We start from the raw sequence: 25,563 nt of genomic DNA, 5'->3' as shown, positions 1-25,563 counted from the left end.
AAACCAGTGTCGTAGTCGCCGTTGATGAGGTCGATGCAGCCCGCAAAGCCGATGCTGGTACCGCCAATGGCGTCTAGTTTATGCGTCGCCATCAACTTGTCGATGCGCTGGCGCCAGCTGCGGGTTTTGGTCAGGGCTTCGGTGTATTCGTTGCTGGTCAGGTCACCTTTGGCTTCACTGCTTTCGAGGGTTTCCTGCTTAAAGAACGGCATCGCTTTGGCTTCGTTCTGCTTGTTAAACGCAATGACGTCGGCCAGTGATTTAACCCGAGCATTGGCTTTCGACAGGTAGCGGTTTAAGCCGTCTTTAAACTCGTATTGCAGTACGGTAAATTCGGCCCCGCCCATCTCCCGAAGCTCTTTCATTACTTCAATTTCGACAACCGTAGCGCCCTGCTTTTTGAGCGTCTCAATAGCTTCTTTGTACAGATTCACGACACCTTCATGTCCGGTCAGAAACGATTTTTCGATGCCAATCCGTTTGCCTGTCAACGCGTCGGTTTTCAGAAATTGGGTGTAATCGGTTGCGCTCTTACCCCGGCTCTCAAGGGTTACGGCATCGGCTGGATCGACACCGACCAAGGCACCTAATAAAATAGCGGCATCGGTTACGGTGCGGGTCATTGGCCCAGCGGTGTCCTGCGTATGTGAAATAGGGATAATGCCGCTGCGACTGACCAGCCCTACAGTTGGTTTGAGTCCGACCAGACCGCAATGGGACGAAGGGGCAATAATCGAACCATCGGTTTCGGTACCAACGGCCACCGCACACAGATTGGCCGAAGCTGCCGAGCCAGACCCTGAGCTCGAACCGCTTGGATTCCGGTCCAGCACATACGGATTGCGGGTTTGCCCACCCCGGCTGCTCCAGCCACTACACGAACGGCTCGACCGGAAGTTGGCCCATTCGCTCAGGTTGGTTTTACCCAGAATAACGGCTCCCGCTTTGCGCAGTTGAGCAACGACAAACGCATCCTGGGCAGCTTTGTGGCCTTCCAGCGCTAACGAACCTGCGGTTGTCATCATCTGATCGCCTGTATCAATGTTATCTTTCACAAGTACCGGAATGCCATGCATGGGGCCGTGCAGTTTTCCGGCTTTTCGCTCCCTGTCCATGGCTTTGGCTATTGTCAGGGCATCGGGATTTGTTTCAATAACGGCATTCAGTCGTGGGCCTTTTTTGTCGATGGCGTCGATGCGATCCAGATAAAGCTGGGTAAGAGACTCAGAAGTATACTCGCCCGACTGCATTTTCTGTTGCAGATCGTGAATCGTCAGCTCGTTGAGGGCAAAATCATCGGTGAATGGGGTTGATTTGTCATCTGTTTTTGCCGTTTCCGAAGACGAGCAGGCGGCAAGTGTGGTTGAAACTGAAACTACTGAACTGGCTTTGATAAAGCTCCGACGATTCATATACCAGGCGTAAAAAGTGAGGGCTGACACAAGCCTACAAGTTAACGTATTTTATCACTTCGATGCTGAAAATCGGATAATACGAACCATTCGGTTTTGAGAAACCGCCCGGTGTCGGTTACTACTAACCGACACGGCTATATACCGGAAACAGTGGAAATTTGGATTAGAAAGGGCTGCGAATGGTTAATGATTCTGCAATGACCTGATTGGTCTGCATATCTTCTGAGTACAGAATAGAGCAACCTGACTCTATAGCAGCAGCTATAATAAGCGAATCATAAAATGAGTAGCCATAACGGCTGGCAATTTTAACCGCTTCACTAATGGTTGTTTTGGAGTTTTGATGGACGACAAACTGTCCTATTATTTCGTCTAATACAGCATTAATTTCTGACCATTCCTTCTGAAATTTACGGCGTAGCGTATTGGCTACTTCTTGTAATACCTGCGTCGATATCGTACGCCCGATCGGGGTTACGGCCTGTTGAGCTTTAACTTTCTTGTCAATCTCAGTAACCGTATAGCAGTAAATCAGAACGTTGGTATCGACAAAATACTTATCGTTCATTCGCTTCTTCGCGGTTAAACGTGAACCCTGACGTGTTTAGTTGGGTGGCATTAAACGTAGGCATCGTATCTAACCGATTGGCGTTCTCGCCTTGGTCAGCTCGTTGGATACGGACAAATTCAAATCGCTTCAGTAATTCGGCCAGAAATTTCCATTCCGAATCTTTTACTTCCAATACCACTCGCATGATAAATCGGCTAAAATTTGAGTTATACAAATTACAACATTTTCTTACTGTTGCGCTAAATTGTCCAAGTTGTCCCTAAAAAACAAAGATCGAGCGGCATCAAAGACACCACTCGATTCTGGTTGGGTAATCGATTCAACTTATTAAGCCAGCGCCTTCGAGAACAACCCTACGCGTTCGCGGAGAAGGTAACCGCTGAGATCGGTGCGGAGATTGCCGTTCAGATTGAATATCCGTAAGTCGGCAGGAAGATTTTCGTATTTGTCTAAGGCTTTCAGCCAGGCATTGCGGTCCAGGTAGGGGGCCAGCAGGATACGGGCCTGATTCAGGGCCCGATGTTGCCGGGGCGACCAGATAGGCCGTTGCCGATACACAAACCCCTGACCATTCAACAGATCCGATAGCGACTGAGGTGGAGCCATCGGAACCAGTTCGGCCAGCAGGTATAAACCTAATTCAACGTTCAACAAGCGGTTGGCCACCATTCCTGGCAGGGCATGCCGAAACCGAAGGCGAGTCGCCAGCGGCTCCTGCCAGCGTAGTAAGCTGGCAAGGGCCGGGCGGGTTGCGGAAGCGGTAGTGAGGAGCGTGTTCATTGGTCTGTTGCTGTTTACTGTTCTTGAATCAAATTTCACACACTCAGAACGTAATCTTTTTACGTTGTTCTGAAAAATTTTAAAAATTTTTCGCTCCTCCCGCTCTCCCGCTCCCTATCTATTGCAACGACGGTCGATACGTCGGGAAGTTGTAAATGCGGTGTTTGCCATTGCTTTGAATAGACCAGTTTTCCCATAAACCGATGACCAGCATCCACTGCGAAATGTCGGCCTGACGGGCTTCGTAACCGCGCTCACGCAGGAAGTTTTTAACGTCGAGCGTGGTGGTGCTGCCTTCGGCCAGAATGAGGGCCGTAGCGGCAAATCGAATGGCCAGCGGTTCGAGTTTTTTGCGTTTGGTTTTCATCTTACGACTTGATTCTGACGAGGTACCGAACCGTACACTGCGCCTGGTTGTAGACAATGAATTCGTTCTTTTGCAGGCTGATGCCCTGTTTGGCAAATACCGAATCATAACTCGGGTCGATACGTTTCAGGGCGTTGGCATCCAACGACATGTGCTGTGATTCGTGCTTCGTAATTTCCAACTGATTGCCCACATGGACTTCGTAAATAGCCAGATACGCTTCGCGTTGCCGCCCGTTAGCCCACACGGATCCATGAAGCGAAGTATAGTTGAGCGATTTGCTGAATTGGTCGGCGAAGTAGATGCCATAACCAAACATTTTACCCGTGATGACGGCGTTGGCTGGCCGCAGCACCAACCCCGTTTTCAGAATCGACAACCAGTTTTCGCTTCGACTGCCGTGCCAGAGCGCCACTGTTTTGCGGTTTGTTTGCTGACGCACATAAGTCTCAAAAGCTTTGTCGGTCACGGCATGTCGTACGCTGAAGGCGGCATCGAACTTAGCAGCATCTGCACCCATCATGCGCCGGATATGTGCCAGAATCGTCTCATCGCTGATGGGTTCAACGGTCAGGTTCATCGACTCAAGCAGATTGGGTTGTGCATCTTCCGGGCTATTGGGCTCTGGGGATAGCTCAACCTGACCGCGCATAACATCCAGCGTCGATTGTTCCTCTGCAAGCTGATCATGCAGAAGTTGTAATTCACTGGCCGACTGGGGTTTTTCGTTGACCAGATGATGGCCTACATGAGTCATTCGGCGCGGAATCACCTTGAACAGGTCGAGGAGTTTGGCGTTATAGACCTCCGTATCCATACCCGGTTTCAACAGGCTAGCCAGTTCGTCGAGCAGTTGCTGGGCGGCTTCGACCTGTCTGCGCGTCACCTGCTGAGCTGTTACGACGTAGTTCTGGGAAATCGACTGATTCGCCAGGTCCAGCAGACGGCTCATCAGCGTTCGGACGGCCAGGTTCGGAATGGTGCTGGCATCCGTTGCCAGGCTTTTCTGGGCGTAGAGATGGGTCTGATCTACATACCCTTTCGCCACTTTCTCGCGGAATTTTTTGTCCCAATGCGCCATCGGGTAACTAACCGTAGTCCGTATGCCACCCACCCGACCATAATGCACAGTGAACGTACCATCATCGTTCTCACACATTTCGTAGTATTTGTTATTATTTCCGGCCGTAACCATAATCAACTTCACGGTCCGGGTAACCGGAGTGGTGGCGTCGGTGGCATCAGGCGTTGTTGTGTCGGCAGATGGTACTGGTGTGGTTGGGTGAAAAGGGATGGTCTTACCGGATAGGCTCGACGTAGAAGTCCCCCATACCCGTTGTAGCAACTGGTTCAGCATCATGATCGTGTTAGATAGTGGTCATTAGTAGTCGTTACTCGCCATTGCTGTGTGTCATTCCTGGGCATTAGATGGTCATATCCTCGTTGTTGGAAACCAATTGCACCTCAGCAATAAATGACAACGAATGACTACCTAATGACCAGGAATGACCTACTGATTACGCCAGCATCTTGCGCAATACGCCCAGTCGATTGCGGGAAAAGCCAACGGTTTTTTCGGAGAAATGGCTGCAGTCGCGGCTTAGATCATAGGCCAACCGATGCCCTGGGGAGGCTGCGTAGGCCTGAAGCAGGGTTTGCCAGTGGATGTAGTTGGTAAAGTGCGCGAGAAGCAGTCGACCTCGATTGAGGTATTTTTGCTGCCGGGGTGTGAGGGTAGAACGGAGTTCGTCGTCGGGTTGGAGTAGATCGGGCAGGGCAGTTGGGGGCGCTGTCGGATTTACCTGCTGCAATAAAAACAGGCCGAGTTCGAGATCAACTAATTGCCGGGTCGAGAGCGACGGGCGGGCTGTGTAAGCCGGGGTTTCTGTGCGCGGACGTGAGGTATGAGTCATGATTGTCTAAGTAAATGTCCGATTCAAAAATATACCCCTAAAAACGTAATCTATTTACGGTCTGCTTTTTTGTTCGAAAATATTTTTATTGCTTTGCTGAGCGCAGGGAGCCAGGAGGTAAAAGTAGTGTGTTCTCCTCTCCCAGCCCCTGGCTCCCTGCTCTTAGCCCTTTACTCGTATGCCCATCACACGCTCGGCTTTCCAGCGGTACCGACTCATCGACGAGATTATTAGCCGCTATCCTCGGCGGTATTCGAAACAGAAGCTCTTTGAGCTTTGTCAGGATAAATGCGGAATCCGGTCTATTTCGTCGCTCGAAAAAGACATCCAGCGGATGCGCGAAGATCACGACGCGCCCATTGCCTACGATAAACGGCTGAACGGGTATTACTATACCGATCCGCAGTTCCGGTTGCTGAGCCTGATGCTTACGCCCGATGATATGGATGCACTGGAACAGGCGCGCGAAGTGCTGGCTGCTACACAGGGAGCCTCCGTAGCCGATGAACTGGACAATGCGCTGCAACGAGTTCGGCAGAGTCTGGACATTATTCGTGAGGTGAAAACGGATGCGCCTACACGCCGGGTGGTGTATGTCGAAGAGAAAATTCTGGGTGGGAATCGGCAGTATGTACCTGTGTTGATCCGGGCCGTTAACCAGAATCGGCAGGTGGCTTTTCGGTATCTCAAGCATGAAGAAGCGGTGTCGATGACCAGTCAGGCACAGCGAAAGGCGAGACCAAACGCTCGTAAAGAAACCAGTCTTGTAGTGCCCGAACGCCCTAAGCTGCGGATTCTGCACCCAATCCTGCTGCGCGAAGTGGCCGATAGCTGGTATGTGATTGGCTACGATGCTGCCAGCGGACGCGAAAAAACCTTTGCCCTCGACCGCATGAGCGAACTCGAACTGCTGGACGATCCCTGCGATGTTCCCCCAGCTGTGTTAGCCAGTGTGAGCGAACTGTTCGAACATATCTATGGCATTACGGATAGTCACGGTCCGGTGGAAGAGATCGTGCTGTCGTTCAGTCCGTTGTTCGGACGATACGTGAAAGCCAAACCGATCCATCAGACGCAGGAAGTGCTAAGCGATACAGAAACCGAATGCGTTGTTCGGTTACGGCTGGCACCCAACCGTGATTTGCTTATGCACCTGCGCAGCTATGGCGAACACCTGACCGTTCTGCAACCGGAAAGTTTGGTTCAGGAAATGAAAACATCGCTGGAAGCCACGCTAGCGAATTATAAAAAATAGAACACAGATCCTAACTAGTCATAATCATCAGCGTTCTATTTAGCCTCAGATCATTTATGCCCACCTTTACCACTATCCTGCAAAAATTTGGCGAGAAAGGCGATAAGACCCGCTGGACATATATCGAAATTCCCATCGCCGTTTCTGATGAATTGAAGCCCGGTCAAAAAAACAGCTTTCGGGTGAAAGGAACGCTGGACAGCTACCCGATCAAACAAATTGCGTTGTTACCCATGGGGAAAAGTGCTGCGCGTCTGGATGGGCTGGAGGGTGGTTTTATGATGCCCATCAATGCATCCATGCGCCGGGGAATGGGGAAAGAAGACGAAGGGCAATCTATATGCGTAACCCTCGAAGTGGACACCGACCCCATACCGATCTCCGCTGACTTACTCGACTGTCTGGAAGATGATCCCGTCGCGAAAGCGCATTTTCAAACACTCAGCCGGAGTCATCAGACCTATTTCTCAAACTGGATTGAAGACGCTAAAACCATCGAAACCCGAACCAAACGACTCACCCAGGCCATCACCGGACTCGCCATGAAAATGAATTACGGTGAAATGATCCGGTATTTTAAACCGGGATTACACTGATTCATGGATTAAAACAGATTTTGTTTTACAGGATTCGCTTCAACTAAGCACTTTGACAAAATCAGATTACCTATAAATCAGCGTAATCCCAGTTTCTAATTAAACGGAATCGTCAGCTTCAGGCAGATGTTCCGGCCCATGCCATACATGCCCAGACGGCCGTTGGGCGATTGGGTGAAATACTCGAAATACTTCAATCGGCTCAGGTTCGACTGGTAAGCCGTATCGAACAGGTTGTTGATCTGAAACAAAAAGCGCAAAGCTGGTCGGTCGCGCCCAATGTGAATCTGGCTGTCCAGACCGAGATTCACCAGCGTGTAGCCGTCGGTTGGCGTTTCGGTGTCGTTCAGGCCCAGGTATCGATCCTGACGGGCGTTATAATCAACATCCGCTTTAACCGTAACATCGGATAACCATCCCCGTTTGATGGGCAATTGCTGACTGAAACCCGTCGAAATGCGCAGGGGAGGGATAAACGGCAGGTACTCGCCCTGTACACCCGCATCCGTATAGCGCGAACCCCGGTTATAGCCGTAAACGACAGCAATGGTATTATCGAAGGTAAAGCCCTTCCAGGTAGTGGGATGGAGGCTAAACTGGGTTTCGAAGCCGTAAAGCTGGGCCGACGATTGCTGGTACTGAAACGTTTTGTTGCCTGGTACAATCACAACGGGCTCGCCTTTGTCATCCACCAGTTGCGCCAGCGAGATGTAGTTCAGAATGAAATTGTTAAAAACGCTGACGCCGAAGTTGACATCCGGGTACGTAGCGGTCAGGCCAATGTCTTCCTGAATACTAAACTCCGGCTGGAAGTTCCGGTTGCCGATGTACACGATGTGCGCACCGGGGTCTAGCCCGTTCGAGGCAATTTCAGTAATGCTGGGCGCACGGTACCCACGGGCAATGTTTGCTTTCAGCGCGACTTTATCCGAAAACTCATAGGTTAGCCCCAGGCTTGCCGAAATCCCCGTAAACGACTGTTTCAACTGAGGGTATTGCAACGTGGCCCCAGTTGTATCGGGAAGAGACACGTGCTCATCGAACCCGGTTCGTGGGTTATTACGAACGTAAAAATCGTCGCCCGTTAAGCGTCGGTTATCGTAGCGTAGCCCCCCGCTTAGGGTTAATTTATCCGCCTGCCATTTCAGGAAAACAAACGTACCAAAGTCAAACAGGTGGTAATCCGGTATCGGGAAGGCCGTTCCATTCTTGTTTTTGTTGGCCTGATACATGCCATTCACCCCCAGCGTAGTTGCTAGCTGGCCCATATTGGGCAGATTGTACCGCAGACCGTAATTGATGGTGTTGAGCCGTACGTATAAACTGGGCTGATCAACCTGGGTAGGGTGGCTGTATTCGCGTCGAACATTCTGTTGAAAAGCCAGCAGTGCATCGATCTCGCCATTCCCAACCTGATAGTGGTTGTTGGTGTGCAACCGATAATGCTGGATATGCTGATGCAATGGACTGAGGTGGTACGAAGTCAACTCGCTGGCCGGAACAATAGGGCGACGCTGAATATCATCCTGATCGGGTTCAAAAATCTGTTTGGTAAACTGACGAGTCAGCGAATCGCGGCTACCATCGGGTATGCCCTGTAGATTGTCGTATAGCGAGGCTCCAAAGCGGGAATAGCCCTGATGCCCTGTGTAGCCTACCATGGTTGTCAGGGTACGTTCCGAAAAGCCCGTATTGTACACTCGCCCGTCGATTTTATTCTGGTAATTGGTGGCAGCCCGGATAGACCCCCGGAAGTTCCAGGCCCAGCGCGATCCACCCGATGCCAGACTGATCGATTCGCCCAGGAGCCGATTGTTGGATTGATATTCGGTAACAAAGCCGACCTTAAGCTTACCCTCCGTATCTTTCGGATACACTGGCATCATACTGACCACCCCGGCCAGCGCATCGGAACCGTACATGAGGCTGGCTGGCCCTTTGATCACTTCGGCCCGTTCAATGTTGTAATTGTCGACTTCAATACCGTGTTCATCCCCCCATTGCTGGCCTTCCTGCCGAACGCCATCGTAGAGTGTCAGCACCCGGTTGTAGCCTAACCCCCTGATGAACGGCTTGGAGATATTAGGCCCCGTTTTGACGGCATTCAGACCGGGGGCATTTTTAACCAGTACATCAATGATATTGCTGCTGGCCGTTCCTTCGATAGCCCGGTGCGAAATAGCCAGAATTGCCACCGGATTTTGCCGGAGCAATGTGCCACGCGTTACCCCCGTTACCACCACTTCGTTCAGTGAGTTGACAACGGATAATAGTGTGGCTGTGTACATATCGGTTCCGGGTGTAACCGTGATAGTGTCCGACTTGTAGCCCACGCATGAGATAACGAGGTCGTGCGCCAGGGTATCCGCTTTTATGGATAGCGAAAACTGGCCACGAGCATCGGTAATGGCTCCTTTGTTTTGTCCGATTAGCGTGATAGTGCCGAACGGAATTGGTTTATGATTATCGGCATCGGTGACAGAGCCGCGAATCTGTCGGGTGGGCGTGGGTTGCGCGTAAAGTAACCCCTCGGTAAATCCGAGCAGGAGCAATAGGAAACATGCTTTCATTCAGGAGGATGTCGTTTGGTTGAGTAATCCAGCCCTGCTCACGAACACACGACAGAGGAATCAGAAAAACTGACGTATCGAGCCGATACCATCGGTTAACGTCCGAATTTCCTCCCAAAGCCGGGGAGCAAATAGGCCAGTAAACTGCATAGCGATGTACTGATTTTGATATCAGTAGCGGCTATGGATCAGGAAGTTACCGAACAACGGGAGGGCCTCGATGCGAGAAGCAATAGAAAAGGAAATAGACGTGGAACGGTCGGCTGGTAAACAGAAAAGTCGAGTGCAGACGCGTTCGCAGAAGAAACAGAAAGGCAAAGAAACTGCTGATGACTATAGGCAGGTTGGCCGCCAGATCGAGCAGTAAAATCTCCTGAGCCGTATGCGTGTTAGGCAGTATCGGCCCTTTGCCAAATGGCCAGTAGGGGTGAGCGTGAACAATCAGCCGACCATCGTTCAGTCGGTGCGCGTGGCGAAACACAACGCCATTAAACCACATGGCCAGAAACAGGCCAAGCAGAATACGGGCGACGTGTAAGCGATGCGTATGGAGCCGATTGAGCATTAACTACTGGTAATCAGTGTGTCCAGAACAAATATACACGTGCTTTGTCAATAAGGTTTAGACGAGTCTAAAAAAACTGGTTTATGTTGATTAAATGGACTTTAAACCTTGAAAACTGCTACTTCCAGCTACTTTAGACAGGCAACTCTGCCGAGCGGCCCCACTTATGTAACTCCTCTGCTGACCATAATGACGGGAAGAATACGCGTTGCTGTTGAACAGGGGGCAGGTAGGTTTGCCAGTTGGTGCCGCCCGTTGCTTTGATGTCTTCCGGCTCTTTGTGCAGGTACTGTACTGCTGACCGCAGATGCGCCAGCTTCCAGCGAATATTTACCCGCCAGTCGTACTCCCGTAGAACATTGATCAACTCGTCCGAAGCCTGTCCGGACGACGCCAAGTGGAGAAATCGATGGTTCAGGTTTTTGGCTTCGTAGTCTTCGGCCAGTCGGATCAGGCTGGCTTTATAGTGCTGGTCAAACTGCCGGAGTGTCAGCGTTTTTTGCTGCGTAGCCAGTTCGGTGGCACCGAGTTTCCAATACAGATACTCATACAGGTCGCTCACGTAAGCCGGGTCTTCGGGAGCTGATACCAATAAATTCCGAAAGTCAGTTGAAACGATTTCAATTTCGCGAAACTGCACTGACTGAAAGCCACTGGACGGAAGGAGTGCCATCCGAAATTTCAGGAACTGTTCGCGCTCCATGCCCATAATCATCACCTCAAACGACTCTTCGAGCAGCTTGAAATACCGATTGACACGCTGCATTCGGGCCGTGAAGAAGGCGGTTGTTAAGGGCTCGGCATGGGCAATCTGGGCAATTTCGTGCCGGACGAGCTTGAAGTATAATTCCGTGATCTGATGATAGGTGACAAAAATCAACTCATCGGGATAAGCCGTTTTGGGATTCTGTAACGACAGCAGCGTTTCGAGATGAATATAATCCCAGTAGGTCAGGTAGTCGGCTTGTAGCAGTCCTTCGAGGTAGGAGGTCATATCCTGCCCCATGGCCGCGAACTTCTGTTCGAGCTGGGCGAGTTGGTGGCTGAGTGATTCGGTCATGAGCGTCGGTTGATGAATTGGCCATAAAGGTCGTAAGCAATCACTTCTTTGCGAACTTTGCGTTCGCCTTTACGCACACTGCGTTTGGTAAACCACTATGAACGTAGAAAACAAAACCATCATTATTTCCGGAGCGTCGCGGGGCATTGGCCGGGCCACGGCGCTATTACTGGCTCAACACGGTGCCAACGTGGTTGTAACGGCCCGAAACGCCAACGAACTGGCCGAACTTGAAAAACAGGCTACCGAGGGTCATGTACGGGGCAAAATTGTAGCCGTTCCCGGCGATGTGTCGAACGAAGACGATATGGCGGCTGTCGTACAAACGGCCATCGACCAGTTTCAGCATATCGACGTGGTGATTAATAACGCAGGCTATGGTGTTTTCAAAAATGTCGATGAACTCACCGCCACCGAATGGGACGAGCTAATGGCGACCAACGTAAAAGGAACCTTTCTGCTAACCAAAGCTGCTTTGCCTCATCTGAAAGCACAAGGTTCAGGCCATATCGTTGTAGTAGCCTCGGACGTAGCCAAGCGGACGTTTGCGGGTGGATCGCTTTACACCGCCAGTAAGTATGCACAGGAAGCGTTCACGGGCGCGTTGCGGAAAGAAGTCCGGTCGTTTGGTATTAAAGTGACGGGTGTCTATTCAGGACTGGTCGATTCAAATTTTCACGCTAAAGGTCATGGTCACGAAACCTCTCAAAGCTGGCTCAAAAACGAAGACATGGCCGAGTCGATGCTCTTCATCGTCAGCCGTCCGGCGCATGTGGTTGTGGATGAATTTATGATTCACCCGTTGTCGCAGGAGTATTAAGTCGTGAATGCCAAATAAACCTTATGTATGGCTCGATTGTGGTATCTACTAAGGCTTGAAAGTAGAATACGGTTGTTTTTAGCGCCTGGATAAACTATATTCCTAAACGCACGTTTTAGTAGATGATCGAAAACGTCAATACGTTGCCCATAGATATTTTTCGGGTTATTTGGCTGCCATTTGTCAACCAAAATCCAACCTGCATTTGCTTAACCATTGCCATTGAATGACTCCTGAACGTTGGTTAACCCGCATTTTTGAACAGGCACCCGTGGCCACTGCGTTGTTGGGAGGGCCAGACTATCGTATTAAGTTGGTCAATGCGGCTATGTATGAAATATGGCAGCTTCCAGCAGATCATCCATCCGTCATTGGTCGGCCTGTGTTTGAGGCTTTTCCTAACATTGCCGGTTTGGGCCTCGAAGAGTTACTGGCGGAGGTGCGTCGTACCAACCAGCCCATTAAAGGGGTAGAGGCTCCGTATACACGCGTGGGCCAACCGACTTCTTACGTCAATTTTGTGTACGCACCCATTCATGACGACGCTGGAAATATTGATATTGTGGTGGTGGCAACGGATGTTACCGAGCAGGTAAGGGCTCGAGAACAACTCAAGGAAAGTCAGGAAAATTACCGCCAATTAGCCGAAGAGTTGATCACTGCCAACCAGAAATTGATAGCCAGTAATGAGGAATACGCAGCTATCAATGAGGAATATGCAGCCATCAATGAAGAGCTGGAAGAAGCGAATGACTTATTGAGCCGCTCTAATGCAAACCTGCAAACGTTTGCCTATGTAGCCAGCCACGATTTGCAGGAACCGCTGCGTAAGATTCAGCAATTTGGCGATTTGTTGCAGACGCGGCTGACTGGCCTGGCGAGTAGCGAAGAATTAGGGTATCTGGAACGAATGCGCACAGGGGCCAGTCGTATGTCGACTTTGATTCGCGACCTCCTGACCTTTTCCCGTATTTCGACACAGCAGGACAAAGGGGGAGTTGTATCTCTGAACGCTCTCGTCGACAGGGTATTGGATGTGCTGGAGCTCGTGATTGATGAATTAGGCGCTCAGATACAGATTGATCCATTGCCAACCATACTGGGCGATGCGGTGCAATTGGAGCAGTTGTTTCAGAACCTGTTGAGTAATGCCCTGAAATTTCATCGTCCCGATTTTGCCCCCCAGATCCGTATTAGCTGTCAGACACTTGCTTCAAGTCAACTACCCCCCACTATCAAACCTGCCCGGCGAACACCAACGTATCACTGCATTGAAGTCGCTGATAATGGCATTGGCTTTGAAGAAAAGTATCTGGATCGCATTTTCGAAGTCTTCCAGCGGCTGCACGTCAGGAGCCAGTATGCGGGTACGGGCGTTGGCCTCGCTATTTGTAAGAAGGTGGTTATCAATCATGGGGGCGTTCTAACGGCCAGAAGTCAGCCAGGTCAGGGAACGACCTTTCTTATCTATTTGCCGGTTCAGGATGCGGCTGTTACGGAAGATGGCCATGAAGGATTCCCGTCTCGCCCTCAACCTCCCGGTGTATGAGTTGACGTTCCCATTGTTACAGTAATATTGATTGGAATGCGGAAAGGAGTCAACGCCTTTCCGCTTTTTTTACACTCTCCTTAGAATCTCTGGTAAAAGACTGTTTATACATTATTCTTATACCGTATAGCGTCAATAGGGATACAAGTCTTTATTGGTGCTTTTGTAGACGCTATGAATCGTATCGGCTAGTATTGAGTAAGGGTTTAGCGGTTCACTTACGGTCATCGAAAAGACTGCTCCCTGAAGATTTATGCTACTATACTTGATAAATCCCGCTCCTTTATACTTTATCGTAACGGTGTTGCGAGTAATATCGACAAATGTATGAAGCGTGTCTTTAGACGATTCTTCGAATCGATACTGTAACGTGTCGTTCCTATAATAGGCTATATAAGCTCCTTGTAGATCTGATGATAGTTGAAGTTGTTTTGTATAGCCTACTGATTGGGGAGTATAGGTGTGAGTAGGGGTAGTGGTGCTCACCCATTCCCAGCGCCCTTTTGTGCCTCCGGCTAAACCAAATTCTTTAGTACGGTCTTCATTACAGGTTTGAAAAAGAAGCATCAACAGGGTGAAGCAACTAATCTGACGAATGAGCTCGGTGAATTGATTCATTTTTTCATGACCATTGAAAGAGACGTGGCGTATGTCAAGTTAGTAAATCATATGTACACCAGAATACGCGTGTTTGCCGATGAGGTTCCTGGGAACCTAAATACACATGCCCAGCATCATCCTGAACGATGCTGGGCATGTACATATTCTCCCGAAACAATGTTATTCGTCCTTGACGTCGTACCGATCAAGCATCATCACTTTATTCCAGGCTGCTACGAAATCGTTGACAAAGCGCGGCTGGGCATCATCTGCAGCATACACTTCCGCAATATTTCGTAGCTGGGCGTTGGAGCCAAAAATGAGATCGCAGCGGGTGGCTGTGTATTTGATAGCGCCACTTGCTCGCTCCTTCACGTTGAATAACATCTCCCGCTGATCCTGAGGTACCCACTCATAATCCATGCTGGTCAGAACCTGAAAGAAGTCATTGGTTAACTGCCCCGGACGTTCCGTAAACACACCATGCTTCGAATAGTCATAATTTTGATCCAAAACGCGTAGGCCACCGACCAATACGGTCCATTCAGGAGCGGTTAAGGTCAGAAGTTGGGCCCGGTCGAGAAAAATACGTTCGGGCGGTACCCGGTATCCTACGCTGGCGTTGTGGTAATTTTTAAACCCATCCGACACTGGCTTGAGCCAATTAAAACTCTCCACGTCGGTTAGTTCCAAGGTTGTGTCTACACGCCCAGCCGTGAAGGGGACCGTAACCGTAACCCCTGCATCGCGAGCTGCTTTTTCGACGGCCACGCATCCTCCCAGCACAACCAGATCGGCCAGCGACACACGTTTATTTCCAGATTGCCGATTCGTAAATTCACTCTGGATAGCCCGCAGTGTTTGGATAACCTTATTCAATTCGTCAGGCCGGTTTAGGTCCCAGGTATTCTGGGGTTCCAGACTGATACGGGCACCGTTGGCACCACCCCGCTTATCGGAATGGCGATACACCGAAGCCGCCGACCAGGCGGCCGAAACCAGTGCCGATACAGTAAGGCCACTGTCCAGTATATGCTGTTTCAACGCAACAATGTCATTATCATCGATCAGGTCGTAGTCTCTGGATGGGCGCGGGTCCTGCCAGATCATATCGTCTGCAGGTACTTCGGGTCCCAGATACCGTTCTTTGGGTCCCATATCCCGGTGTGTCAGTTTGTACCAGGCCCTTGCGAATGCGTCGGTGAAATAGTCGAAGTCACTGAGAAACTTCTCGCATACCTTTCGGTACTCCGGGTCTTCTTTGAGTGCGATGTCCGATGTCATCATCATGAGAGCATTCATCTGACCGGGCACATGCGCATCCGGCGTTTTGGGGGCGTCTGGATCAATAGGTGTCCATTGGATGGCACCGGCCGGACTTTGAATCTTTTTCCAGTCAAAGCTGAACAGGTTTTCCAGGTACGAATTGTCCCAGCGGGTGGGGTTCTGGGTCCAGGAGCCCTCAATGCCGTTCGTCATCGTATTCGCACCGTTGCCAGAACCGACCGGGTTGTGCCAGCCAAACCCCTGTGCATGAATAGGCGCTATTTCGGGGGCAGCACCTATTTTTTCGGCTGGTACCATCCCGTGACTTTTGCCGAATGCGTGACCACCGGCAATCAGGGCTACCGTTTCCTCATCGCCCATTGCCATTCGTGCGAATGATTCGCGAATTTCGCGGGCTGAATCGTGCGGATCTCCATTACCGGCTGGGCCTTCCGGATTCACGTAAATCAATGCCTGATGCGTAGCCGCCAACGGGTTTTCCAGGTCGAAATAGGTGTCTTTGGGGCCACCCACCCAGCGTAAGTTATTGTTGACCATTTCGTCGGGATGCCCTTTATGGTGCGTAGAAGCTGGAACCTGATCAACGGGTTTGCCACCCCAAAACTCGGGACCCCAGTACGTACTGCGGTCGGGCTCCCAGGCATCACGTCGTCCACCACCAAAGCCAAACGTGGGGAAATTCATGATTTCCAGGGCGCAATTGCCCGTCAGCACAATCAGGTCAGCCCAGGATATAGAGGCCCCATATTTCTTCTTGATGGGCCAAAGCAGCCGACGCGATTTGTCCGTATTGCCATTGTCCCACCACGAATTGATCGGTGCAAACCGCTGCATGGCCTGTCCCGCTCCTCCTCGGCCATCGGCAATCCGGTAGGTACCCGCTGAGTGCCAGGCCATGCGGATCATCTGGGGGCCATAATTGCCATAATCGGCTGGCCACCAGTCTTTGGAGTCTACCAGCAAGTCTTTAATGTCCTGTTTAAGCTGCTGAAAATCAATCTTGTTGAACAACTCCTTGTAATTCTCCGTACTTAGCGGATTAGCCACAGGTTGTTCCTGATGAAGCAACTCGACTTGTAATCGGTTCGGCCACCAGTCGTCAATTTGTGGAGCTGTTCCTAGTGCCCCTCCGATTCGTGTTCCTCTGAACGGGCATTGCGCAAGCCCGTCTGGATTATCCATGTTTTTCATCGTGAAGTTGTGTATTAAATTAAACCTGGGTGCTGTGGTCTGAAATAGAGCGTTTCGTGATGGGTAAGAGAAGTCGTTGGTGGAGACGGCTAGCTCATTATTGCATGTGTACGCGGAACTGCCAGACCTGTTTATCCAAAAGGTAGCTCAGGTCCTGAAACTTGTTCGACGTAACTTCATCGCCATTCTTACCCGTACTGTCAATGCGAGCCCGCACGCGCTTGGCGATGGTATAGATTCGTTCGGTCATAATCTCCAGCACCTGCCGGTCTGATAAGGGGCCTGCTGGGAATTTAGGAAGGTTGGCCGTTTGCGTAATCGTTTCGGTTCGACCATCGGCCGACATACCAATTTGTAACTGTCGTTCGGCTAGTAAATCTGCCTGATCAAGGTACAGATCTGCATATGCCTGCAAGGTTTCATGTAAAGGAAAGTACAAGGGCCCTCGCAAGTTCCAGTGCGACTGTTTGGCGTCGTGGTAAAGCTCAAGGAGTTCGACAACAGTAGCTTGTAGGTCAGTATTGATGGCTTGCCGTTTTTCGGCCTCTAGCGGAATCCAGGCATCGGCCCGTTCATTCCGGTAGTTCCCTGGCTCCGAGGATGTACCTTGATTAGCGGGGGTATTGTTGGAGTTCGCGGCTGGTGACGGATTGCCTGTCCGGCGGGTTTGCGCTAGCACTGGCTGGGCAATAAGAGACAGGACAAACAGGCCGCCAAGGGTAATCATTTTCAGTGTTTTGTGTTGAGTAATCATTAGAGATTGGTTGTTGAAACGATAATTGAAAAAGAATTCGGAAATGCGAATCAGGGCAATTGAAGAAGCGGATCATATAAGGTACAAGCTTCCTGGCGATGCTCAGGTAAGCATACAGAAGCTAATTCGACAAACGAGTAGTAAGGACGTAAGCTGGTAAAAAACGGCCCCATCAACGAATCAGGCAGGATCGACACCGCTAACCCGTATTTACTAAAAAAGACGGACTACCAGTGGCCTGCGAGTGAGTACGTTGATTTTATGTCGACAATCGTGGAGTAAAGCAGACCTCACATGGATCGTCAGAGCACACTACGACAAGGTGTAGGGGGTATTATTGTCGGGGAGGGTTCATCAGGGCGAAAGCGACTATAAAGGAGTATAAATCGGCTTTAGACAGAAAGGCCGCTTTCGCCTTCAGGGATTCCTGAATGACCGTCGCTGGCGTCAGTCGCAGAGAGGCCAGCACGAAAACGGAAAGCCCATGCCCTGTTGTGGGTAAATGATGATGACTATGGGTTGGGTGCTTTTGATGCTCCGAATTGGCACCGTAGTGCATCACCATGAAGTCGACAAAGCCCAGGTCAGGTTCGGTCTGTCGATGTTGCTGATAATGCTGGACCAGATCGAACAGCCTGTCCGACTGGTCGATGCCAAAGCTGGGGAACAGACTGCTTCCCAACAGCTGGCAGGTCAACAAGAAAGCAACGAGCGACTTCATAATTTTCTGAGTATTTCCTCCTAACAAGGTGTTTGAATGAATGTTTTTAGAAAATCGCTCAGCGCTTCAATTTGGAAGTATTCTTATTACATATACTAATAGGGGTAATGGTTTTTTCCAGGTATTCTGCTGGTGCACAAAGAGTTTTGTAGTAGTTCACCTTCCTTATAGTCTATAATGAACTAACAGTGCTTATGTATCTGGTTAAGCACTGTTAGTTTGTAACTTCTTAAAGCCTGTGTGGTTTTATAATGTATACTTCAAGGCTACATTGACAATTCGTCCTTCGAGGGGAGCCCAAACAGGCCGGAATGTAGGTTGGGTGATTGGGCCGGTAACGACGGTTTCGTAGTTGGCCTGTTTGATATTAAACAGGTTTTCGGCATTCAGTACCAGCCGCCAATGGTCGTTGTAGTGGTATTCGGCAGCACCGGCGAAGAACCAGTAATTTCGTACCTTCTCGTTGTTGTAAAGGTATTGTGTGCCCACGTAACTGCTTTCGATCCCGAATCGGAAGTGTTCATTCTCCCAGGCAACGGTGGTCGAAAATTTGTCCTGTGGGGCCAGTGGCAGATACGTATTGTCGGTTGGGCCGTCACGACGGGCGAGAGTGTGATTATAGCCAAAATAGAGTTCATAAGCCTTGTATTCGAGCCGAACGTAGGTGTCGGTGCCCAGGCTAAACAGGTTGTACGGCGCATTGATCAGTTGCGTATAGGCCCCCAGGTTACTGGATACGCTGGCAAAGGCCGATACCACCGGCGAGTTGACGTAGGTATAATAGAATGCCTGATCGACCTGTATTGAAAAGCCACTCTCAAAGGTTTTAGAATACGCAATATCCACGTTGGTCCCTACTGATTTTTCGGCTTTTACAGTGTTCACATCAATGGGCAACAATCTTGGAAAAATCAGGCTAACCCCTAACTGACCCGGTGTTTGATTGACAAACAGGTTTGGGGTTTTGTAGCCCGTTCCAACGCTCAACCGGACAGTCCACGGATCAGATGGTTTGATTTTTACCGATAGCCGGGGGAGCACGAAATTGCCAAATGTATTGTGGTGATCGAAGCGCAACCCTGCCTGTAAAGCCACTTTCTCCGATACCTGATAATCGTCCTGAATAAAGGCGCCAACGGTATTGTAGGTGTAATCGACCAGCCGGGTGCTGTCGGGGTTCTTGCGGAAGGCTTCGACGGTGAGGTTAGCACCCATGATCAACTGATTCTTGCCAAAACGGACCAGATCATTCGCTTCCAGGTAAACCGACGATTGCCGCCCGTCCGATAGTTTCTGATAGTCGGTATTCTGCCGATGGAAGGTACTCAACGCGCCCTTAAAGGTCAGCGAATTTGTTTCGGAAGTATTGTGGCTGGCGTCGAAATCGATGGTATGGCGTTGTAGATCGGTGATGTTTTTGTAACCCGCCGGGCCGCTCACATCGAAAGCGGGCAAATAACCTCCTTCGCGGTGTTCGGTGGTTAAGGCATAACCCAGGTTCAATCGGGTATGATCAGAAGGATTCCAGAAGAATTTAGGGTGGAAGTTGAACTGCCGGATGCCGGGACTGTCGGTGTAGCCATCGCCGGTTACATCAATGGCCTGCTGGTTGGTATAACCCGTAAAAAGTGTGAGGCCGGTTTTGCCGTACCGTTGCGAATAGTAAGCATTCAGGTTCGTTTCTTTCAGATTGGATCGGTTAAGCAGGGCCGTAAATTCAGGGGTTTCGGACGTTGGTGATTTCGATACGATGTTGATCATACCGCCAATAGCGCCACCACCGTATAGTGTTGATACGGAGCCTTTCACGACCTCAATCTGCTTCAGGTCGAGCGGTGGAATCTGTAATACTCCCAGATTACCCGAAAACCCTTCGTAAAGGGGAAGTCCGTCACGCAGAATCTGGGTGTACTTCGGGTCAAGTCCCTGCATCCGAATGGCCTGATTACCGTTGACGGCCGAGGTGCGTTGGACATGAATGATCGAAATGTCGCCCAGAATGCTACTGACGTTGCCTGGTACTACGGCACTCTCTTCATCCATATCTTCCTGCCCCAGCACTTCCACCTTAATGGGCAAATCCTCGATACGTGAGTTGGTGCGTGTAGATGTAACGGTTACTTCATCGAGGGCTTCTTCTTCGCTGTGCAATTGAAAAATCAGCGTGTCGCCCCCCGTGGTGATGGGGAATGTTTTGGTTGCATAGCCAACGGCGCTGACCGTAAGGGCAGTGGCACTAGTCGGGAGTGTGGGCATTGTGGCAAGGCCTCGTGCATCAGTCACGGTACCCACCACAGGTTTGATTGTCGACGGCGTTCGAATGGTAGCCGCAATAATGGGTTCATGCGTCAGGCTATCTTCGACCCGGATAATGCGCTGACTGAAAGCGGGTAGTATAGCTAGTACACCCACTAAAAATAGGATGAGTTTCTTCATGATTGGCTGTATTTTCGGCAAGTTTCGGAAGCAATTATGAAGAGAATTTGAAGAAACCAGGAAGCAGGCTAGGCATATAGATGCTGCGCCAGCCAAATGACCAGGTGAGCAAAGGGAATCAGCAGAAACTGGGCCAGTATGGTTCCAGCCAAACGGGCCAGTAAAACCTGAATGATATACCGGCGGAAATAGCCAGTGCTGTACTGGCCAGCCGTTACTTCATCGGCCAGGAGCGCAATATCTGGGTCGACGAAAAGTACCATGATAATCGTGGCAAGTCCATTGATGAGGCCCGACATAGAAGCTGCTGTTGCCCGTAGGTCGGGATTGATGTAGCCCGCGTATAGTGTCGACAGAACGCCTACGGTGATAATGGCGTTTGACAGTGCATTCAGCACAAGTATGCGTATCGGAACATTGGGTTTCTGCCGAATGGCCTGCCAGTTGGCGGAGTCGGGCCATTTCAGATGCTGAGGTAGCGTTCGAACGGTCGATAAGGATAGGCTCCGAACAAGCAGTTTGCTGAACGAACGATGGTGATAGTAGGTCTCAACGAGCCGGGTCATCAGCCGTTGAAACGATGGAAATACCAAAATGCCAGCTACGGTTGCCAACGTTGAAAAAGCCAGTACCCACCGAAAATCCGCAACCTGATCGAAGCGGCCTGCCTGAATATTTAATTCCACCGTTTTGGCGAGCAACGGGGCCTGTAACGTATTGGATAGCCGCGAAAAGAGGGCCATAATGTTGAACAGTGAGAACGACACCGCCCATCGTAATGTTTGAAGCCCTACTACGCGAACACTTAACGACAGCGTAGCAACGAGGTGCACCACAAAGGTAAACAGGGCAACCAGCGCGATTTGGGAGCTCATGGGTTAAAAGGGTAAATCTCGCTTGGGCCAGTCGAGCCGGAGCCGTACCTGACGATACATCCATCGGCTCATTGAAAGGTCTGACTTGCCTTGGCGAAACAGACGATAGGCCAGCCAATTTTTCTGTACATATCGGACCGCCTTTATCGCCTGGTTCGGTGAGCGTTTTCGGAGTAAGGCAAAGTAAGTCGTTTCGGCAGTACTGATTGGTAGTGTAGTCAATCGCTGCTCAACATCAGGCGGTAAGGCCAACTTAAACTCACTCGTCAGCACGTGTAATGCCTGCCAGACAGGATAGGTAACCCGGTATTGTTCGGCCAGATCGAGCAGGGTGTGCCAGTCGATGGAAAGACCGGGTTTTGTATAGATCACATAACTATCGGCAATCCAGCGAATAGCAGGCGTCTCGCCCCAGTCGAACCCGTGCACCAGATTATGAAATAGCTGGTGGGTTGGCGATAGCGCATGCGTAAACTGATCATTGCTCAGTCTGACGGGCTGACGAGCTTGCCAGAAGGGTACATCGGCGTTAGGGTATGTGTGCTGATGTAGCAGATTCCAGTGCAGATCGACATCCACATTGTTGGCGTCCCACAGGTGCATGGCATGAAGAATATGCCGGTGTTTGGACTCAAATCGACTTGATTTTAGGGCAAGTGGTGGCTGTTGAAGCGTTTGTATGGCCAGATCGGCTTGGGCCGTCGGAATCAGTACATCCAGGTCATACATCAGCCGAACGCCCATGTCTTCGTAATAGAGCAGTGAAAGCGGAATTCCTTTGAGAGCAATGGTGTCAATACCGTTCTGATGCAGAACTTCGATCACCTGGCTCATTTTCAGAACGAACCGTTGATTGCTCATCCAGGTGTATCGGTAAATGCCTCGCAGGTGCACTACGAGTGGATCGCCGGATTTTTCCAGGTTACGGTAAACAAGGGGCATAAGCCGTTGTGAGTCGCCATCCAGGGGATCGAACAGACTCGGCAACAAGTTGATATGGGTCGGGGTAAACTGATCCCACCCGCGTATTTTTTTCCAGGTCTGCCAGGCCGCTAATGCCTCCTGAACTGGAAAAAGGGCGGCTTTCAGCAGCAGAATCTGGTCAGGCTGAAGAGTAAATTTAGGGCTTTTGACTGCCATAGTGAGTGGGAGAATGGTTTGCGCGTCGATCAAGGGCGGCTTTCAGAATATGAACAAATTCTTTCTGATACTGCGGCTGCGACGCCAGCCCACTTCGATGTAATCGGCGTAACGTCACCGTGTCGGGGAGCATGTCGTATTGCAAACCGGCTTCTTTGGCGCGCATAAACCAGTCGATGAAATCGCCAGTATGGTATAACGTATTAAAAAGGCCCGTTTTCCCGAAAGCAGTCCGGTAAATCAGCATCGTTTGTTTCAACCAGCCCGGTTGTGGCTCCGGCGGGCAGTGAATACCTGCCTGTACCGCTGAAGGAAGGTCGGGACTGATAAACTGCCGAACATAGCCAAAGCAGGCATCCAATGACGGGTTCGTTTGCAGGCAGGTAAGCTGCTGCTGTAATTTATGGGGTAGCCAGACATCGTCGGCATCCAGAAACGCAATCAGATCACCTTCGGCCAGGTCGATGGCTTCATTCAGCGTAGTGGATACCCCTCGATTTTCGCGCGTTTGCAATTGGATCAGCCCTTTTTGTGCGTAAGGCATTAGTTTATCCAACGATTGATCTGTAGAGCCGTCGTTGATCACAATGATCTGTTGTGGCTGATAAGTCTGCGCCAAAACCGATTCGATACATTCAGTAATATAGGGCGCTGCATTATACACAGGAATCACCACGCTGATAGACTGGCTCATAGATTGTCGGTGTTCATGGGTTGCCGGAAATCAGAAAACTGCGGTAGGGTCTGGACGCCCGTTTCGTTTCGGCGTCGGTCGAGCGAGTATTTAATTGCCTTGAGGAGCGTACGTTTAACCAGGTCCTGGTCACGGGTGTAGTTGGCGCTGTGATGGCGATAATACAGCATGATATCGTCGGTGGTGCGCATACGAACTCCCTCCTCTTTGGCCCGATTATACCAGTCCAGATCTTCGCCAATTTTCAATTCCTCGTTGAACAGGCCAATGCGCTGGAATACACTCGTCCGAAACAGACCGGCTCCGAGCAGTATATTCCAGACGGTCTGGGTCTGGTCGGGAAAGTGGAAGCGTTCAGGGTTCGATCCGTCCAGAAAAACGTACTGGGTTTTTCCAAAAACGACATCCAGTGATGGGTCTTCTTCAAAAAGCGTGAGTTGACGTTCCAGTTTATAGTCCGGGTACAGATCGTCGTTGTCGAGGAAGGTTACGAACTGCCCACTTACAAATGAGAACGCTTTATTACGGGCAGCCGCAGGCCCCTGATTCTCCTGTCGAAAATAGCGTATTCTTGAATCGAACGCTTGTATTATTTCGGCCGATCGGTCGGTAGAGCCATCGTCGACGCAAATCACTTCAACGGCATCAATGGCTTGATTCAACACACTGTTAATGGCTTCGGCCACAAAGCGTTCAGCATTATATACCGGCATGATTACGCTAACAAGAGGCTTTGGCATAGGTGGGTAATGATTGTAAGGTTGTATAGATAGCGTCGGGTATCTGCGCTAAGTCGGTTCCTGTTTCCAGCCAGAAAACAGGAACCTGATGCACTAAACGAGTCATTTTCTGGAAAGTCCGCTGATCGGCCCGGAGAAGGGCCAGCGTAGAGGGAGCCAGTGCTTTCAGGGATTCGGCAGGTGTCGCTGGCCGAACGGTTGTCTGTTGACTGCCCGTAAACCGTGGGAGCATAATAGCCTTCAATGGAAAGCCTTTCGTCACAACATTGGGGTAATGCTGATGCAGATAGAATTGCAGTTTTTGACCGGGCGCTATGGTCTGATCGTCGGCCAATGGTTGAAGCGCAGGAAAACGGTTCAGGTTTTCAGGGTCTAGTTTGGCAACATTATACAGGCTATGAACAAAGAGTTTATCCAGATCAACCATAACAAAATCATCACCGGCATACTGGAGTCTGCTTTGTAGGCAGGCAAGTGTGCTGGTCGATTTGCCCGAACCACCACGCCCCGTCAGCAGTACCCCACCGCTTGGTGTACCCACTGCTCCGGCATGTACGAGCACGTACCGCTCCTGATCTTCAAGCCATTTATGCAGTACATAGCGAAACGGAAAGCTACGTTCCCATTCCGGTAATGTGGCAAAATCAGTCCCCCACACAAGGGCCAGTCGCTCGGTATGCGCTATCCACGTAAAGACCCCGGTATCCTGCTGAAAGGTGCCACTATAACCCGCTGCCAGTCCATGAATAACCCCATGCCCATCCGCCTGTTGCCAATCCCAGCAGGGGGGAGGAAGCATGATGCCGGAGGTTTTATGATTGACAACGTAAATGGTTAATCCATCCGGTTGAGAGAGGCCTTCCCGATGGCTAATCGCTTTTGTGAAAAAATCCTGATTGCTTTCCCCAATAAAAATCACCTGCAAGTTCAGGGCACCGAAGCCGAACGAGCGAGCCGACGATTGTGGCTGAAATGATCGGCAGCGATCAGCTATCAACTGAGTAAAATACGCTTCTTCAGATGTTAACGTAGCGGGCTGGTAATCATCTACTTTTTGATAGGCCATCCTTCAACCGGGCTAACGTCGTGGATTGGGTCAAGCGTCAGGAGGTCCGCCATATCGGTATAGATCTCCAGCACTGGTGGCGTAAACGATTGGGATACAGTACGAGTTGGCAAAGACGACGTTTGCGATCTTGTGCCTTTCGTTAGTAATTCTTCGTTGACCAATTGTTCAATAAAGGCGTTGAGCGAGGCACCAATAACCGCTTCATCGACCGAGTAGGCGTTTGCCAGGTAGCTAAGAAGGACGTCCTGAGATGCTCCTGCTTCAACCCCTTGCCAAACAAGGGCAGCCGACCCCCGAAGGCTGTAGTAATTGCCGCGACTCATATTGACGATAATGACTTCATCATCAAAATGCTCACTGACGATAGCAGGAGAAATACCGTATTGATTGATATGCATAAAGAGGAATAAGTGACGGTGGTACGAAATGAAAAAATAGCCCTTTTGGTAAACTTCGTGTATAAGTATTCTGTCAGAGACTAGACTATTTAAGCAGTTAACGTTGCATCAGAAGCAAAAATCGGACAATCTGGTTAGTAAATTCCAATAGATGTATGATTATTTATATCAAAGTACTTTAAGAATTGGTTAAAAGT

The 25,563-nt window shown here is 50.3% G+C and carries 24 protein-coding genes and 1 pseudogene; 4 read left to right on the top strand and 21 right to left on the bottom strand.

From position 1 onward, the window contains the following. The 7 genes and pseudogenes from BGO59_RS28115 to BGO59_RS28085 all read right to left on the bottom strand — a co-directional run. Nucleotides 1-1,412, bottom strand: a pseudogene (locus BGO59_RS28115) (amidase); the annotation flags it as partial. A 166-nt stretch (nt 1,413-1,578) separates the two neighbouring features. Then, nucleotides 1,579-1,983 carry a PIN domain-containing protein gene (locus BGO59_RS28110; protein WP_293689331.1) on the bottom strand — a complete coding sequence of 135 codons (405 nt, stop codon included), beginning with the start codon at nt 1,981-1,983 and terminating at the stop codon, nt 1,579-1,581. Next, the gene (locus BGO59_RS28105; protein ID WP_293689329.1) at nt 1,973-2,170 is read right to left on the bottom strand and encodes a hypothetical protein; all 198 of its coding nucleotides are present in this window, start codon (nt 2,168-2,170) and stop codon (nt 1,973-1,975) included. Before BGO59_RS28105 ends, BGO59_RS28110 begins: the two co-directional genes overlap by 11 nt. A 143-nt stretch (nt 2,171-2,313) precedes the next feature. Beyond that, complete coding sequence (locus BGO59_RS28100; protein ID WP_080054714.1) at nt 2,314-2,766, bottom strand: hypothetical protein; 453 nt, start codon at nt 2,764-2,766, stop codon at nt 2,314-2,316. Between the two features lie 118 nt (nt 2,767-2,884). Next, nucleotides 2,885-3,133, bottom strand: a complete 249-nt coding sequence (locus BGO59_RS28095) for a hypothetical protein (protein WP_080054715.1) — start codon at nt 3,131-3,133, stop codon at nt 2,885-2,887. A gap of 1 nt (nt 3,134) precedes the next feature. Further along, nucleotides 3,135-4,493 carry an ADP-ribose polymerase gene (locus BGO59_RS28090; protein WP_293689326.1) on the bottom strand — a complete coding sequence of 453 codons (1,359 nt, stop codon included), beginning with the start codon at nt 4,491-4,493 and terminating at the stop codon, nt 3,135-3,137. A gap of 157 nt (nt 4,494-4,650) precedes the next feature. Continuing rightward, the gene (locus BGO59_RS28085; RefSeq protein WP_293689324.1) at nt 4,651-5,046 is read right to left on the bottom strand and encodes a hypothetical protein; all 396 of its coding nucleotides are present in this window, start codon (nt 5,044-5,046) and stop codon (nt 4,651-4,653) included. A gap of 178 nt (nt 5,047-5,224) precedes the next feature. On the opposite strand from BGO59_RS28085, the gene BGO59_RS28080 reads away from it, so the two are divergent. Both BGO59_RS28080 and BGO59_RS28075 read left to right on the top strand, forming a co-directional pair. After that, a complete protein-coding gene (locus BGO59_RS28080) occupies nt 5,225-6,301 on the top strand; it encodes a WYL domain-containing protein (RefSeq protein ID WP_293689322.1) in 1,077 nt (358 codons plus the stop codon). Nucleotides 6,302-6,357: 56 nt separating this feature from the next. Continuing rightward, on the top strand, nt 6,358-6,897 hold the full coding sequence (locus BGO59_RS28075; protein WP_293689320.1) for a YdeI/OmpD-associated family protein: 540 nt from the start codon (nt 6,358-6,360) through the stop codon (nt 6,895-6,897). A gap of 95 nt (nt 6,898-6,992) precedes the next feature. Here the strand turns inward: BGO59_RS28075 and BGO59_RS28070 are convergent, their stop codons facing one another. The 3 genes from BGO59_RS28070 to BGO59_RS28060 form a co-directional block, all read right to left on the bottom strand. Next, a complete protein-coding gene (locus BGO59_RS28070) occupies nt 6,993-9,467 on the bottom strand; it encodes a TonB-dependent receptor (protein WP_293689318.1) in 2,475 nt (824 codons plus the stop codon). 196 nt (nt 9,468-9,663) lie between these two features. After that, nucleotides 9,664-10,032, bottom strand: a complete 369-nt coding sequence (locus tag BGO59_RS28065) for a hypothetical protein (protein WP_293689316.1) — start codon at nt 10,030-10,032, stop codon at nt 9,664-9,666. Between the two features lie 133 nt (nt 10,033-10,165). Continuing rightward, nucleotides 10,166-11,092 carry a tryptophan 2,3-dioxygenase family protein gene (locus tag BGO59_RS28060; RefSeq protein WP_293689314.1) on the bottom strand — a complete coding sequence of 309 codons (927 nt, stop codon included), beginning with the start codon at nt 11,090-11,092 and terminating at the stop codon, nt 10,166-10,168. Nucleotides 11,093-11,189: 97 nt separating this feature from the next. On the opposite strand from BGO59_RS28060, the gene BGO59_RS28055 reads away from it, so the two are divergent. After that, nucleotides 11,190-11,912 (top strand): SDR family oxidoreductase, encoded by a 723-nt coding sequence (locus BGO59_RS28055; RefSeq protein WP_293689312.1) that lies wholly within the window; start codon nt 11,190-11,192, stop codon nt 11,910-11,912. Nucleotides 11,913-12,138: 226 nt separating this feature from the next. Next, nucleotides 12,139-13,461, top strand: a complete 1,323-nt coding sequence (locus BGO59_RS28050; RefSeq protein WP_293689310.1) for an ATP-binding protein — start codon at nt 12,139-12,141, stop codon at nt 13,459-13,461. Nucleotides 13,462-13,593: 132 nt separating this feature from the next. On the opposite strand, the gene BGO59_RS28045 is transcribed toward BGO59_RS28050, so the two are convergent. The 11 genes from BGO59_RS28045 to BGO59_RS27995 all read right to left on the bottom strand — a co-directional run bounded on the left by BGO59_RS28045 (nt 13,594) and on the right by BGO59_RS27995 (nt 25,366). Then, nucleotides 13,594-14,079, bottom strand: a complete 486-nt coding sequence (locus tag BGO59_RS28045; protein WP_293689308.1) for a hypothetical protein — start codon at nt 14,077-14,079, stop codon at nt 13,594-13,596. Nucleotides 14,080-14,241: 162 nt separating this feature from the next. Beyond that, nucleotides 14,242-16,539, bottom strand: coding sequence for a catalase/peroxidase HPI (gene katG, locus BGO59_RS28040; protein WP_293689306.1), 2,298 nt, complete (start codon nt 16,537-16,539; stop codon nt 14,242-14,244). Between the two features lie 97 nt (nt 16,540-16,636). Continuing rightward, the gene (locus tag BGO59_RS28035; protein WP_293689304.1) at nt 16,637-17,293 is read right to left on the bottom strand and encodes a DNA starvation/stationary phase protection protein; all 657 of its coding nucleotides are present in this window, start codon (nt 17,291-17,293) and stop codon (nt 16,637-16,639) included. A 334-nt stretch (nt 17,294-17,627) separates the two neighbouring features. After that, a complete protein-coding gene (locus BGO59_RS28030; protein WP_293689302.1) occupies nt 17,628-18,014 on the bottom strand; it encodes a hypothetical protein in 387 nt (128 codons plus the stop codon). Nucleotides 18,015-18,260: 246 nt separating this feature from the next. Beyond that, nucleotides 18,261-20,450 carry a TonB-dependent receptor gene (locus BGO59_RS28025; RefSeq protein ID WP_293689300.1) on the bottom strand — a complete coding sequence of 730 codons (2,190 nt, stop codon included), beginning with the start codon at nt 20,448-20,450 and terminating at the stop codon, nt 18,261-18,263. A 68-nt stretch (nt 20,451-20,518) separates the two neighbouring features. After that, on the bottom strand, nt 20,519-21,325 hold the full coding sequence (locus BGO59_RS28020; protein WP_293689298.1) for a DUF2837 family protein: 807 nt from the start codon (nt 21,323-21,325) through the stop codon (nt 20,519-20,521). Nucleotides 21,326-21,328: 3 nt separating this feature from the next. After that, entirely contained in the window at nt 21,329-22,465 is a 1,137-nt protein-coding gene (locus tag BGO59_RS28015; RefSeq protein ID WP_293689296.1) for a nucleotidyltransferase family protein, read from the bottom strand. Further along, the gene (locus BGO59_RS28010; protein WP_293689294.1) at nt 22,446-23,159 is read right to left on the bottom strand and encodes a glycosyltransferase family A protein; all 714 of its coding nucleotides are present in this window, start codon (nt 23,157-23,159) and stop codon (nt 22,446-22,448) included. The genes BGO59_RS28015 and BGO59_RS28010 overlap by 20 nt, the downstream gene beginning before the upstream one ends. Further along, nucleotides 23,156-23,899, bottom strand: a complete 744-nt coding sequence (locus BGO59_RS28005) for a glycosyltransferase (RefSeq protein WP_293689292.1) — start codon at nt 23,897-23,899, stop codon at nt 23,156-23,158. The genes BGO59_RS28010 and BGO59_RS28005 overlap by 4 nt, the downstream gene beginning before the upstream one ends. Further along, on the bottom strand, nt 23,880-24,965 hold the full coding sequence (locus BGO59_RS28000) for a hypothetical protein (protein WP_293689290.1): 1,086 nt from the start codon (nt 24,963-24,965) through the stop codon (nt 23,880-23,882). Before BGO59_RS28000 ends, BGO59_RS28005 begins: the two co-directional genes overlap by 20 nt. Beyond that, a complete protein-coding gene (locus BGO59_RS27995; protein WP_293689288.1) occupies nt 24,947-25,366 on the bottom strand; it encodes a PqqD family protein in 420 nt (139 codons plus the stop codon). The genes BGO59_RS28000 and BGO59_RS27995 overlap by 19 nt, the downstream gene beginning before the upstream one ends. Between the last annotated feature and the right edge of the window lie 197 nt (nt 25,367-25,563).

It is taken from the genome of Spirosoma sp. 48-14 (genome assembly GCF_001898575.1).
Taxonomy (GTDB): Bacteria; Bacteroidota; Bacteroidia; order Cytophagales; family Spirosomataceae; genus Spirosoma.
This window is presented reverse-complemented; position numbering and strand designations above follow the sequence as displayed.